We start from the raw sequence: 13966 nt of genomic DNA, 5'->3' as shown, positions 1-13966 counted from the left end.
TTTTTATGGCTATTAAATATAAGGTTTAGTTTAAATTTGTGCTGAGAATTGACTTTGAGTCGCAGGTGATGTGGCCAGTTGATAAAAACTAGCAATGCGCCCAGCACGCGCTTCTACTTCAACATCACGCGATTGCTCTTCGCTTTTAGCAGTTTTAACTTCTGAACTTTCACTGTTAGAAAACGACGCACTGACTCTGCTTTTATCTTCGCTGCTATCTTCGTCATCAGCTGAAGCTAACTCAGCTTGTGCTGCGGCTATCTTTTGAGTGGCATCTGCCGCAATTGCCCTATCGGCACCTGAAGGCTCAGCCGGCGCGAGTGCTGCAGCACGTACCGTTTGCATTTTATCAATAGTTGCTTGAGGGTCGCCATTGATAACCCCAACATCTATCGGTACTTCACCACCTACCGCATAGTTAGTACCATCGGGCCCTCTTTGATATTCGTAGCTAGGAGAGCCCGCATATTGTCCACCCACAGCGGCATGCGCTTGCTCATGTGTTCGTACTTCAGTGTCGCGCGCTTTAAGTTCTTTAATTTGCTGTAAATCTTGCTCAAGTTGCAGTTCTTCTTGCTCACTAACTTCTTCTGCAGCTTGTTGTTTTTCTTGCTCGGCATTATCTTGATCGCTATCTGCATTGCCTTCGCGTTGCGCAATCGTTTTATCGTCTGCAATTTTGCCACTCGCATTGTAGGTTGAGCTGTCGCTATTTCCTGGCAGTTTGGCTTTTTCTGCATCACTTTGAGCTTTGTTTTCGGTGCTACCAGCGGTGTTCGCAGCGGCTGGGGGAATGACTTCACGTAGCTGGTTGTCACGCCGAGCAGTCTCCGTATAAACATTTGCGGTGTTTATATTAATAGACGGAAACGGCGTGACGATATTCATGAGAAATTACACTTTAATATCAACTAAAGTGCCTAATACATCATCTGCAGTTTGGATAGATTGCGTATTTGCCTTAGCATTAAACTCTTCAACTTTTAAGTTTACTAACGCATCATCAATTCGTGCAGGTTGAGATACTGGCGCGGTGACTGCTTCTTCAGGGCGAGCGGCCGTTAATTGACGTTGCTGCGCTAGTTGAGAGTCGTCTTGCTGCTCTATGCTGGCACGATTAATCTCAGCGCTGGCTTTTTCAATTCCTTGGCTGGCTCTATTAAACCCTTCAACACCACTATTGAATACAGATCCTATTGGCATAATAATAACCTCCAGCAAATAAATATTGTTTAATTATCGCTCAAAAATCACGCAAAATAAAGCTTTAAACCGCAGTAATCATGGCTTTGCTTCAAAGCATTGATTTAACGGCAGATAAAAATTCACTTTTATGAGAAATAAAAGGCGCATGTGATGCTTTGTCTATCACTTCGTACTCAAAGTCAGCATTAAGTACCACCATTTTCTCAATGGCCCGATAAGGAACGAGAGAGTCTAAGCGTCCAAAAATGCCGCGAATAGTCACTGGGCATTGAGCAAATAATTCGCGTAAATCTTCATTTTGCAATATGTCTAGCCCAGCACTTAAAGCCTCGTTATTCGGAGGCGGTGACTGACTCAATAACTGCTTTAACTGTTTTACATCATCGCGAGCCGACTCACTGCCCATTGCCTGAATTGCTAAAAAGCGCTCTATCGTTTTTGAACGCTCTTGCAACAACTGCTCTTTGAACTGTGTTAATACTTTCGGCTTAATGCCGGCCCATGGTAATTGCTCTGCAAAAAAGGGCGTTGAGGCAACTAAAATGACTTTTGATACTTTTTCTGGCCAATGTTTGGCAATATAAATAGCAAACAACCCACCTAAAGACCACCCTATTAGTACCGACTGTGGCTTTAACTGCTCACTCACCTGCTTTGCAGCATCGTGTAATGTATATGGGCTTAAAGAGGCGTTATTATCACCATAACCGGGTAAATCCAAACAGCGCACTTTACCTGAATATAAAAACTCTAATTCTGGTTTTATTAACTGCCACACACCTTGGCTCATTCCCCAACCATGTAACAACACACATTCATTTTGCATATTTGCCTAACCTTAACCAAACTTGAGTTCTATGATAGCGCTTTAAAAGGAGTTTGTAATGAGGATCATCAGCGAATGAAACTCAGCCTAAGTGATTGGCTATTCCCCTCTTACTGTGTGTTATGTCAAAGTCAGATTCATAGCTCAATGGGACTGTGTCAATTTTGTTTAGATGACTTGCCATTGCTAGATTTGGCCGAGCATGACAATTTATTTTACCGCCCTGATATTGTAGAAATGTTTCCTAACTGCAACTTTGAAAAGCTGTTTGCCTGTGCTTTTTACCAGCCCCCTTTTGATTTATGGTTAAAGCAGCTTAAATTTAATAATCAAATCCATTATAAAAAAGCACTACAGCAAGTCATAAAAAAACAACTTAGGGTTTTTATGACTAAACACCCTGCCGCTGTTGATGCATTTATAATTTTACCTTTACATAAAGCGCGCTTTTTAACGCGTGGGTTTAATCAAGTCACCCAAGTATGGCAGCCCTGTTTAGGGTCAAATAAAGTATTAAATAATGCGTTGCTTCGCCATAAACACACCTCGGCACAATCACAATTAAGCAAAGCTAAAAGAGTTAAAAATTTACAGCAGGCTTTTTCATGCAAAATTAATTTAGAGGGAAAAACGGTAGTAATTATCGATGATATTATGACTACAGGAGCAACTCTTAATGCAGCCACCTTATCGTTAAAAGAAGCCGGCGCTAAACACGTATGGGCATTTACCACGTGCTTAACGCCACTTTAGGGCGTGTTAGTTTCCACTCACGCGAAAGGTGTGACCAAAAAATAAAGCATTACTTAATAATCGGCTGGTACCATACCAGTACCCTCTAAATACAGGGTTATCTGTCATCGCAATAACACTACCTCGACCATAAGAGTGTGCCATTAACGCTGCCCCACCAGCCACTTGCTCTACATTTATTGCATCAGTAAAACCAGCAAGTAGCGGCTGCTGTGTATAGGTAAGTATATTTACAAATGGTGCTTGTGAGGCTTCAAGTAGCCAAGTACTATTTTTAAATACGGGTAGTGTGTCACGCTTAAATGAAAACATTAGTGGGTGAGTTGTATCTACCTTGGTATTAAATATCGCACCTGCAATTCGCTGACGACCTGCTAGGTGGTCTTTGTCTGCATACTTTAAACCTTGAGTATCAAATGCACTAGCCACATCTCTACGCGATAAGTAGCTTGCTTTTAATAGCTGTTGATCGGCTAAAAACTTAGCTCCGCCTTTGTGCCCCCAAATAACACCACCTTTCCTTACCCAGCTTTTTATAGCAACTTTATCGGAATCAGATAAAGTAGAATAATTACCATGTGGCAACACAATATTGCTGTAATTACTGAGCTCTAAAGACGCTAAACGCTCCATTTCAACAATGGTTGGCGCTACACCCACAAAACGGTCTAGGTAGTACCACACTTCACCCGCTTCATATTGGCTCACGCCTTTACCACCAACCAATAACACCTTAGGTGCAGAAACCATAGCCATAGAGCGAGACCCTAAATCAGCACCTTTACTAGTTAAACCGGTAGTAATTGGTTTAACTTCAATCCCAAACTGGCTTTGTGCTTGGTTTAACTTTGTCACCCAGTTGGTGTCAGTTTGAAGTCCTGCTGGAATAATAATGCTACCTGCGTCAAAGTTTACTTCTGCATTGGTTGATACTGCTGTTAATGGTTTTAATGCAACACGAGCTTTAATGCCTTGCTGTAACAGACTATTGAGCATTTTGGGAGCTTGCATGTCATTCCATGCAAATCCATAGGCGTAATTTTTAGTCAGTGACGCTAACTCTGGCTGCTTTGGTTTTTGCCAAGCTGTTTTTTCTACCTCTAATCCCCAGCGGCTGTTTACTTTAGCAAATGGTAAATTAAACGCATGCGCTAATGTCCAACCCGACACATCGTAAAAGGTGTTATCGGCAAAGTTTTGTTGCTCACTAAAAATAGCTTTAACTAATCGATATTGTGGTTGCGCAAGCGGCACAAAATAACTATTAGCGGTAAAGTTTTTACCTTCAGCTTTTAGCCCTTCTTTCACTGAGTAGGCATTAATTTGATGTTGTTTAAGTATGCTTAAAAAATCGTTAGTACGGGTATGATCTTCATCTGCTTGAACAATATAGCCCTGATAGTCTTCATCTTTGGCAAGCTCAACTGCTTTGTTATAAAAGTTAGCTTGGTACTCTAGCAAAGCTTGGCGGTTATCAATCGCCGCTTTAAACGTTGATAAGCTCGTTAACAGTTGGTTTTTAATCGTAAACGCAAAAGTTAGCGGGCCATTGATCGTTTCTTGAATATGGCCACGAGAACTTGCTTGTTCAAATAAAATACCCACACCACCATTTACATCGGGGTAGGTAGAGCCTTTACCATAATAAAAGTCATCAAAGCTTTCTTCGGTGAAGTATAACGCGTTGTTTTCATCTAATGTTTTAGCGTGATAATTTGCAATCGCTTTAGTTAGACTTACATTTTCTTCAGGGGTAATTGGGTGTTTACGACTTGGGATACCCGGTTGAAAAAAGTAGCTACTATTTGGCCCCATTTCATGAAAGTCAGTTAAAATATTAGGCTTCCAATAATGAAACTTAGCAATCCTTGCGCGCGACTCTGGGTGCTGTAACAGCAACCAATCACGGTTTAAATCAAACCAATAATGGTTTGTTCGACTGCTTGGCCAGCTCTCTACATGCTCTCGGGTTTGCGGATCTGACGATAAGTTCATTCCACGATTACTATTAGCCCAATTTGCGAAACGTGCTAAGCCGTCTGGGTTAAGCGACGGGTCGAGTAAAATAACCGTGTTGTTAAGTAGCTCATTTATTTCATCCCCTTGCGCTGCCGCTAAATAATAAGCGACTAGTAAAGCTGCATTACTACCTGATGATTCATTCCCATGAACACTGTAACCCATCCATACAACACTTGGCTGCTCCGCTGTTTTATTGTTTGAATTATTTAGGCGAGCTAAGTGCGCTTGGCGAGTTTTTTCTATATTTTTTAATTTGTTAGCCGCAGTAATCGTTAGCATAACTAACGGGCGCTGCTCATGAGTACGACCTATTACTTCAAAATTAATTCGATCGCTTTTTTGAGCTAAAATTTCCATGTAGCGAACAAGTTGGTCATGTCTCACATGCCACTCACCCACTTGATAACCCAGCACCTCTTGTGGTGTTGGTATGGTAGAATCGAATTCAACCTGTTGCGCAAAATAATAAGACAGGGGCTTTGCCATACTTGAAAAACTGGCCAGCACCACCATTATTGTTAATATGAAGCGCATATAAATCACTCTAAAAATGTTTGTTAATTGCACGCTACCATTGCTTAAAATAGATGCCAACTTTTTACGCTCAACACTAGCCGCAACACGATGAGCGGAGTATGATATGCAGTATCCGAGTAATTTAGTCAAGTATAGACGGTATTATGATTTCTATTTCCGAAACAGCGCAAGCGCATTTTGCTAAGCTATTAGCAGATCAATCTCAACAAACGAATATTCGTGTGTTTGTTGTTAACCCTGGTACATCACAAGCTGAATGTGGTGTTTCTTATTGTCCAGAAGACGCGGTAGAAGAGAGCGATATTCGCCTAAATTTTAACGGCTTTGATGCGGTTGTTGATGCTGAAAGCGCGCCTTTTTTAGCCGAAGCTGAAATTGATTTTGTTACCGACAAAATGGGCACACAGTTAACTCTTAAAGCACCTAATGCTAAAGCACGTAAACTAGGTGAAGATGCCAGCTTGAATGAGCGTGTGCAGCACATGCTAGAAACTGAAGTAAACCCACAACTTGCCAACCATGGCGGCCAAGTTAGCTTGGTAGAGATCACTGCAGCTGGTGTTGCTGTACTTCAGTTTGGTGGTGGTTGTAATGGGTGTTCTATGATCGATGTCACACTAAAAGAAGGCATTGAAAAAGAAATGATTGCTAAGTTTGATGAAATCACCGGTGTGTCTGACATTACCGATCATGAAGCAGGCGAGCATTCTTACTACTAAGCATTAATTCATTATGCTAAAGCCACTTATTTACTGCTTAGGGAGCGACCCTAAGTTGAGTTTAAAGCGCTTTTTTCGCGGGCTAGCACTGTTTGTGCTAGCCGTGATATTTATCGCTGTGGGCTATTACAGCCATTACAGTTTGCAAGTTATCGGCTTGGTTATTTTAGCCCCCGCTTTATTTTTTGCTTTTTGGGGCTATGCGGGTATTTTTGCTAACCGCTTTTCTCAAGTATTAAAAAATATCCCTTCCAAAAATAACGACCCCGACCTTTGGAAGTAACGGTTTATATCAATTCGCTTATTTAAGTAATTGATTGTTAGCTTTTAATTGTTGATATTTAACGATAAGCGTAACGCCTCGCATAAGCATAAAACAACTCATAGCTAACCATAACCCATTATTTTGCCAATCCTGAAATAGCCAAAACACCCCAAAAAAGCCTACAACTGCTGAAAGCAACATACTATTTCGCATCGCTTTAGCGCGGGTCAGGCCAACAAAAATACCATCGAACAAAAAACAGCTCATAGCTAAAATAGGCAATGCAATTACCCAAGGTAAGTAGTGAATGGCCTCGTCAATAACCTCTGGTACATTCGTTAATAGCTTAATAATACTACTGCCAAATACTATAAAAAACACACTATATAAAATGCCAAATAACATGCCCCAAAATACACTGATTTTTACCCATAGCCTTATCTTTTCAACACTTTGTTGACCTTTAGCTTGACCCACTTTGGCCTCACTTGCATAGGCAATTCCATCAAGTGCAAAGCTAACTAACATTAAAAAGTTGAGTAAGACGGCATTGGCGGCCAGTGTGGTTTCACCTAGGCGAGCAGCATAAAAGGTCATAAAGCTAAAGCATAACTGCAGCACTAAAGAGCGAATAAAAATATCGCGGTTTAAGCTCAGTAGTGCTGCCATTTTCTCCACACTTAACCAATTTGCTACAGCCAAACTTATACCATGCTTTTTAGCAAGTTGAACCACCAACAATAAAGCAAATGCAAGCGCGATATAGTCAGCAATAAGTGATGCCCACGCAGCCCCAGCAACCGCCCAATCAAGGTACACTACAAAATAAATATCGAGTACAATATTAGTAATGTTAGTGACTAACAGTAAATAAAATGGCCCTCGCCCATAGTGCACGCCCAACATCCAGCCTAGTAAAACTAAGTTGCATAGCGCTGCAGGGGCGCTATAAATACGAATACTAAAATACCGATAGGCTTCATTGAGCACATCGCTATTGGCAGCTGATAAATACGCAATAGCATGTTTTATAAGGGGTGACAGTAAAATAAGGAGTAAGGCAACCGAAGTGGCTAACAATAAACTGCGTTTAAGTAAGGCTGCAAGCTGAGTTAAATCATTTTTACCATAAGCCTGAGCCACCAGCCCAGTGGTACTCATTCTCAAAAAACCAGCAAGCCAAAATAAAATGGAGATCACAGTAGAGCCTAAGGCTATTCCCGCTAAATAATGCGCACTCCCCAAATGACCGATCACTGCCGTATCAACAATTCCTAACAACGGGACGGTAATATTTGATAATATCATCGGACCGGCTAACAACAACAAGCTTTTATGGTGTGCTTTATTATGTATAAGAAATTGTTTCATTTAGTATTATTATTCCTGATTTGTGGTTCTTTACGCGCGCAAGCAGCTGTTATTCTACAGTATCATCACGTCAGTGAAACCCTTCCCGCTGTCACCAGCGTGAGTGCCAACACTTTTACAAAACACTTAAATTATTTAAAAGAGCATAACTTTAACGTTATTCCATTAAATGAGCTGATTAGTACATTACAACAAGGTAAGGCTTTAGAGCACAAAACAATCGCGATTACCTTTGATGATGGTTACAACAATAATTACGATCAAGCAGCTCCTATTCTTGAGAAGTTTGGCTACCCGTACACTATTTTCGTAAACCCAAAACTCATTGATGAACAAGCGGGTTATGTTATGGGGTGGGATAAGCTCAGGGAGCTTGCCAAAAAAGGAGCGCTCATTACTAATCATAGTGCCGAGCATAACTACCTACATAAAAAGCGCGAGAATGAAACGCCTAGCCAATGGCGCGAACGCACTAAAAAAGACATTCTTAGTTCACAACAACGTATTAAAGAGGAAATAGGTCACGATTATAAATATCTTGCCTACCCATACGGAGAGTTTAACAACCAACTGCAAGCACTCGTTACAGAACTAGGCTTTATTGGTATTGGCCAGCACTCAGGAGCCGTTAATCAACACTCTAACTTTAGTCGCTTACCGCGCTTCCCAGCTTCAGGTTTTTATAGCAAGCTAGAGACGTTAATTACCAAGATAAATTCAACTGCCTTTACCATTAATAAGCTAACCTATAAAGATAGTGTCACTTCACAAAATCCACCGTCACTCACAATAAAACTTGAGACAAATGACTTTCATAAGAGTCAATTTGCCTGTTATGTGTCAAGCGTTGGTCAAGCTAATTTAAATTGGTTAGACGATAATACAGTTGAGGTAACATCGCCAAAACAGCTTAATAAAGGCCGCTCTCGCTTTAACTGCACGGCTCCATCAATAAAACAAACCGGCAGTTATTATTGGTTTTCACAGCCTTGGGTGATCAACTAAGTTTTACTTTTTATTACTTGATTTAATAACCGCTGGGTCATTTTCTCCAGCGGTACGACTTCATTTGCTGCCCCCATATCAATAGCAGCTTTGGGCATACCCCATACCACAGACGAATACTCATCTTGCGCAAGTGTGTATGCACCTTGTTGCTTTAATGCGAGCAATCCTTTTGCACCATCACTTCCCATACCGGTTAATAGTGTGGCAACAATATGCTTTGCACCTATTTCAAGTAATGAGTTAAATAAAACATCCACCGCGGGTTTATGCCTATTAACCGTCTCTCCATCATCAAGCTGACAATGCAAAGCACTACCTTGTTTACTAATTCGTAAATGAAGTCCACCCGGAGCTATATAAGCGCAACCTGCTACCAGTTTATCGCCTTGCTGAGCTTCCTTTACGTTAATAGTACAAGTACGCTGCATCCGCTCTGCAAATGAGGTGCTAAATACGGGAGGGATATGCTGCGTTATTACAATAGGAGGGCAATTTTTGGGCATACGTATAAGCACTTCTTTTATCGCCTCGGTTCCCCCTGTTGATGCACCGATTGCAATCACTTTATTTATTAAAAATTCGGCATTGGTGGGTATAGGCTCTGCTACAGTACTAGTTTTTTTGTAGCCTCGAACCCGTGCACTAGCCGCTACCCTGACTTTTTGCTGAACAATATCAGCATATTGACTCATCTGTTGTTTAACGTTGACCGTTGGTTTTGCAATAAAATCAACCGCCCCTAGTTCAAGCGCTTCTAGGGTTATAGGTGAGCCTTTTTGAGTAAGAGTGGAAATCATTACTACGGGCATAGGGCGTAAGCGCATTAAGTTTTTTAAAAAGCTAATGCCGTCCATTTTTGGCATTTCAACATCCAGTGTTAGTACATCCGGATTATGCTTTTTGATCATCTCTCTGGCTTCGTATGGGTCTTGTGCACAGCCCACTACCACAATATCTTTTGCCTGTTGCAGTATCTCTGTCAGTAATTGCCTGATCAGTGCCGAATCATCAATTATTAATACTCTAATCATAGCCATCCTTAAAACAGTTCTATATCCGTGGCTTTGGTTTGCTGTTCAAGATTATGCAAGTAACGCACTTCACGTTTTTCAATAGTGTTATTGTGTAAGTTTCTTAGCTTTTTAACCTGTACTTTTCCATTATGAGGATTAAAAAATATTTTACGCGGCCAGGGTCCGCCCATATCATGCGCCACTAAGTTTAGCGCTTCTTCTGCTATATATGCATTGGCAAAACTGATATTGCCAATACCAATATCTGTCATTGCGCTAATTATTTTGCCTCCCCCAAACAGTTTTACTTTTAAGTTTGCCCGGGAAGCGCCATTTTTAAGCACTTCATTAATTAAATATTCCATAGCCCAGTTACCATAACGACAACTTAAACTATGCGCTTGGTCAATTCGCTCACCTTTTTGAATGGGTAGCATAAAGTGATTAATCCCGCCAATACCTAGCTTATCGTCGTAAACACAAGCAGCAATGCACGACCCGAGCACTGTGGTGATCAGCTCATCGTTTTTAGAAACATAAAATTCACCTGGCAATACCTTAGCGACCACACGCTCTCGCGTGGCATCCCAATAGCGTTTAATATGCTCAAATCCCGCTAATACCGGCTTAAATTGTGTTTGCATGAGCTACTTTCTGATACATGGTTTTCCCTAAGTTTTTAAATAAGACATGCTCTTTTCCCATGGTTTCTGAATGCCCTAAAAATAAATAACCTTGGTTATTTAAAATATCGGCATAACGGTTAAAAAGCTGATCCTTTGTCTCTTTATCAAAGTAAATCACTACATTTCTACACAAGATCAAATCAAATGGGCCTTTCATCGGCCAATCTTGGAGTAAGTTTAAACGCTTAAATGAAATACATTGCTGTAGCTTAGGTTTCACCTTATAACTTTGCCCGTCTTTGCTGGTTAAAAACCAGCGCTTGAGCAATGCATCATCCAGTCCATTCACATTTGCCGCAGTATAAATACCGCTCTGGGCTTTAGCTAGTACATTAGAATCAAGATCAGTTGCTAAAATTTTCACATCCCAATCACTTGGAAAAGCCCCTTGTAAGGTCATAGCTAAACTGTAGGGCTCTTCGCCGGTAGAGCAACCTGCAGACCAAATACGAACGCGTTTATTATGCTTATTTGCTTTTAGCATCGCAGGAATAAACTGCTCTTTTATAAACTCAAAGTGATGAATTTCACGAAAAAAAGAGGTTAAATTGGTAGTAATGGCGTTAATAAATGCATCAAACTCCTGCTCCTTATGATTTTTTAAGTAATCAAGGTAACTAGAGAAGTTTGTTAATTTACGCTCACGAATTCGCCTTGCTAATCGTGAGTAAACCATTTCGCGCTTATGCTCCCCAAGCACAATACCACAGGCGTTATACACTAAATGAGCCACTTCCTTAAAATCGCTATCCGTTAATAAAAACTCTTTCATTATGTACTCTCAAATAAATATAAAGATAGATTCACACTACTTCTGTGTGTGAACCATCTAAAACAGGGTTAAAACTCCTCCCACTCTTCAGCTGAGTCTACAAAGTTTTCACCTTTGCTCTTATTATTAACGAAGCTATTTTGTTGCTTATGCGTTATTTCAGGGGTGCGAATAGTGGGCGATACCACCGCCATATCTTGCTGCCCTAGAGAAAAGAAGTGCAGTAAACGGCGCATTTCATTAGCCTGCTCTGCCATAGACTCACCTGCAGCCGATGCCTCTTCAACTAATGCCGCATTTTGCTGGGTCATTTCATCCATTTGCGATACAGCTTTATTTACTTGCTCAATTCCTGCGCTTTGCTCTTCAGAGGCCTGAGTTATATCAGCTATCATTTGTGTCACACGTTTCACCGATACCACAATCTCTTGTAACGTCACACCTGATTCATTTACAAGAGCGCTACCATCAGCAACTTTACCAACACTATCTCTAATTAACTCTTTAATTTCTTTAGCTGCACCAGCTGAGCGCTGAGCTAAGTTACGCACTTCACCTGCAACAACCGCAAAACCTCGACCTTGCTCACCTGCTCTTGCAGCTTCTACAGCAGCATTGAGCGCTAATAGGTTTGTTTGGAATGCTATTTCGTCTATAACACCAATAATGTCAGCAATTTTTTTACTCGATTCGTTAATAGCCGACATACTGGTTACGGCCTTATTAACAACCTCACCACCTTGAATTGCTTTATCACAGGTTTCTTCAGCTAAGTCATTAGCTACCTTGGCATTATCAGCATTTTGACGTACCGTACTGGTCATCTCTTCCATACTAGAAGCTGTTTCTTCTAATGATGATGCCTGCTCTTCTGTACGCTGGCTTAAATCAGCATTACCTTGTGAAATTTCTTCAGCTCCACTAGCCACCAATGTGGCTGATGAGTTAATTCGATTAATAACCTCGGTTAGTTTATCTGCTGTTGCATTTGCATCTGTTTTCAGTTTTTCAAACGAGCCTTGGTATTCCTTTTCAATCCGTTTAGATAAATCACCAGTAGCCATGGCATCGAGCATATTGCCAGTATCAGTTACCGCATCGTCAACCACTTTAACTAAACTATTAAGACCCTGAGCTAAACGTAGGAAAAAGCCATCTTTTCCTTGCTCAACCAAACGGCTATTTAGCTCCCCTTTACTTGCGGCACTGACCAGCTGAGCAACCTCTTTTTCTATAGCTACTTCTGCTGTTCTGTCTTCCCATTCAACTACAGTTCCAATTCGCTCATCGTCTGGCGTAATAATTGGGTTAGCAACTAAGCCAAAGGTTCTGCCACCCACTTTAATTTCAGTGCTGTAGGTATCCGTTAACTTAGCCAACATATTTTGCTGATGGGCTGGATTTTTATGAAATATATCAATATTTTGATTCAGTAGATTTTTGCTATCAAAGTTAGGTAAATCAATGCGTATATCATTTTGAGCATTGCTCATCATATTTTTCACCGCGTCATTCATATAAACAATCACATTCGATGCATCTGCAATCATAGTGTTTGTTGCTACAGTGTCTAACGCTCGGCGAACACGTAAGTTCTCCTGTGCTCTGGCACGCTCTGCATCGGCCTTAAATACTTCATCAGTAATATCTTGCCACTCAACAATTGTTCCCAAGCGTTCTCCTTCTTCGTTAAACCATGGCGAAGCAATTAAATCAAAAATAAGACCAGCTAATTTGAGTGTCGCTTTATGGGGCGCATCTAATTTTTTTAATAGCTCGCGCTGATGCGCCGGATGTTGATGAAAATCATCAACACATGTGCCGATTAAATCACTTACAGCAAAGTTAGGTAATACCGATTGCAAATCTCTTTCGCGTGCTTTTAGCATTTGCTTAACTTGTTCGTTGGCAAAAATAATGTTTAAGTCATTATCAGCCATCATCACATTGGCTTGGCATACCTTTAAGGCGTTGGCTAAGTCGGCAGTTTTTTTAGAAGTTCGTTCTAGCTCTTTCTGCTCAGTTATATCTGTGGCATATTTAACAATTTTTAATATTCGGCCATCCATATCATAAATAGGGTTATAAGAAGCACTAATCCAAATTTCTCTGCCTTGTTTATCAAAACGTAAATACTCTCCTCGGTCGTATTCACCCCGCCCAAGTTTGGCCCAGAAAGTTTGATAATCTGTACTATTTGCATATTCAGGTGCAACAAATAAGCGATGGTGCTTACCTTGTATTTCATTAAGTTGGTAGCCAAACGTGGCTAAAAAGTTATCGTTGGCATTAATCACTGTGCCATCTAAGTCAAACTCGATTACTGCTTGCGATTTATTTATAGCCGCAACTTGTCCAGCTGCTTCGGCTGCCTTTAATTTTTGCATTGTGATCTCTGTGGCAAATTTAACCACTTTAATCACTTGCCCCTGAGAGTCTAAAACAGGATTGTAGGTGGCTTGTATCCACACTTCTTTACCATTTTTTCCAAACCGCTTAAATTCATCTGAAATAAACTCACCCGCGTTCAATCGCTGCCAAAACTGACGATATTCATCACTTTTCGCTTCGCTAGAGCTAATAAATAAAGAGTGGTGCTGACCTTGTATTTCAGCCAGAGAGTAGTCCATTACACGCAGGAAATTAACATTGGCAGTAATGATTCTTCCATTCGGCTCAAATTCAATTATTGCTAATGATTTATGCAATGCATTCATTATCAAATCATTGCTTGATTCAGACTGTTTTGAATTACTAAACCATCCCATGCTTATCACCACCTTTAAGT

13 protein-coding genes are annotated in these 13966 nt (G+C 40.7%); 4 read left to right on the top strand and 9 right to left on the bottom strand.

Going from position 1 to position 13966, the window contains the following annotated elements:
* Positions 1–30: 30 nt before the first annotated feature.
* The 3 genes from CWB77_RS04565 to bioH all read right to left on the bottom strand — a co-directional run bounded on the left by CWB77_RS04565 (position 31) and on the right by bioH (position 2032).
* Positions 31–888 (bottom strand): putative metalloprotease CJM1_0395 family protein, encoded by an 858-nt coding sequence (locus tag CWB77_RS04565; RefSeq protein WP_138621549.1) that lies wholly within the window; start codon positions 886–888, stop codon positions 31–33.
* A 6-nt stretch (positions 889–894) separates the two neighbouring features.
* Positions 895–1203: a hypothetical protein gene (locus tag CWB77_RS04560; RefSeq protein WP_008112879.1), complete on the bottom strand. Its 309-nt coding sequence runs from the start codon at positions 1201–1203 to the stop codon at positions 895–897.
* 91 nt (positions 1204–1294) lie between these two features.
* Positions 1295–2032, bottom strand: coding sequence for a pimeloyl-ACP methyl ester esterase BioH (gene bioH, locus CWB77_RS04555; protein WP_138621547.1), 738 nt, complete (start codon positions 2030–2032; stop codon positions 1295–1297).
* A gap of 75 nt (positions 2033–2107) precedes the next feature.
* Between bioH and CWB77_RS04550 the strand changes: the two genes are divergently transcribed.
* Positions 2108–2785, top strand: a complete 678-nt coding sequence (locus CWB77_RS04550; RefSeq protein WP_010392416.1) for a ComF family protein — start codon at positions 2108–2110, stop codon at positions 2783–2785.
* Between the two features lie 6 nt (positions 2786–2791).
* Here the strand turns inward: CWB77_RS04550 and CWB77_RS04545 are convergent, their stop codons facing one another.
* Complete coding sequence (locus tag CWB77_RS04545; protein ID WP_171043250.1) at positions 2792–5341, bottom strand: M14 metallopeptidase family protein; 2550 nt, start codon at positions 5339–5341, stop codon at positions 2792–2794.
* Positions 5342–5487: 146 nt separating this feature from the next.
* Here CWB77_RS04545 and nfuA point away from each other — a divergent pair, with 146 nt between their 5' ends.
* Together nfuA and CWB77_RS04535 are read left to right on the top strand one after the other, a co-directional pair.
* Complete coding sequence (gene nfuA, locus CWB77_RS04540) at positions 5488–6063, top strand: Fe-S biogenesis protein NfuA (RefSeq protein WP_008465569.1); 576 nt, start codon at positions 5488–5490, stop codon at positions 6061–6063.
* Between the two features lie 13 nt (positions 6064–6076).
* Complete coding sequence (locus tag CWB77_RS04535) at positions 6077–6346, top strand: hypothetical protein (RefSeq protein ID WP_138621545.1); 270 nt, start codon at positions 6077–6079, stop codon at positions 6344–6346.
* 18 nt (positions 6347–6364) lie between these two features.
* Here CWB77_RS04535 and CWB77_RS04530 read toward each other — a convergent pair whose 3' ends face one another.
* Entirely contained in the window at positions 6365–7699 is a 1335-nt protein-coding gene (locus CWB77_RS04530) for an MATE family efflux transporter (protein ID WP_248529030.1), read from the bottom strand.
* Here CWB77_RS04530 and CWB77_RS04525 point away from each other — a divergent pair.
* Entirely contained in the window at positions 7679–8704 is a 1026-nt protein-coding gene (locus tag CWB77_RS04525) for a polysaccharide deacetylase family protein (protein WP_138621543.1), read from the top strand. The genes CWB77_RS04530 and CWB77_RS04525 overlap by 21 nt on opposite strands.
* Here CWB77_RS04525 and CWB77_RS04520 read toward each other — a convergent pair.
* From CWB77_RS04520 to CWB77_RS04505, 4 genes are all read right to left on the bottom strand, one after another.
* Positions 8701–9738 carry a protein-glutamate methylesterase/protein-glutamine glutaminase gene (locus CWB77_RS04520; RefSeq protein ID WP_138621541.1) on the bottom strand — a complete coding sequence of 346 codons (1038 nt, stop codon included), beginning with the start codon at positions 9736–9738 and terminating at the stop codon, positions 8701–8703. The genes CWB77_RS04525 and CWB77_RS04520 overlap by 4 nt on opposite strands.
* An 8-nt stretch (positions 9739–9746) precedes the next feature.
* Positions 9747–10364 carry a chemoreceptor glutamine deamidase CheD gene (gene cheD, locus CWB77_RS04515; protein ID WP_008112899.1) on the bottom strand — a complete coding sequence of 206 codons (618 nt, stop codon included), beginning with the start codon at positions 10362–10364 and terminating at the stop codon, positions 9747–9749.
* A complete protein-coding gene (locus CWB77_RS04510) occupies positions 10348–11178 on the bottom strand; it encodes a CheR family methyltransferase (protein WP_109875772.1) in 831 nt (276 codons plus the stop codon). The genes cheD and CWB77_RS04510 overlap by 17 nt, the downstream gene beginning before the upstream one ends.
* Positions 11179–11246: 68 nt before the next feature.
* A complete protein-coding gene (locus CWB77_RS04505) occupies positions 11247–13946 on the bottom strand; it encodes a methyl-accepting chemotaxis protein (protein WP_138621539.1) in 2700 nt (899 codons plus the stop codon).
* Positions 13947–13966: the final 20 nt, after the last annotated feature.

This window comes from Pseudoalteromonas sp. S1610 (genome assembly GCF_005887465.1).
Lineage (GTDB): Bacteria > Pseudomonadota > Gammaproteobacteria > Enterobacterales > Alteromonadaceae > Pseudoalteromonas > Pseudoalteromonas undina.
The sequence above is the reverse complement of the archived record's forward strand: the minus strand, read 5'-3'. Positions and strand labels throughout refer to the sequence as shown.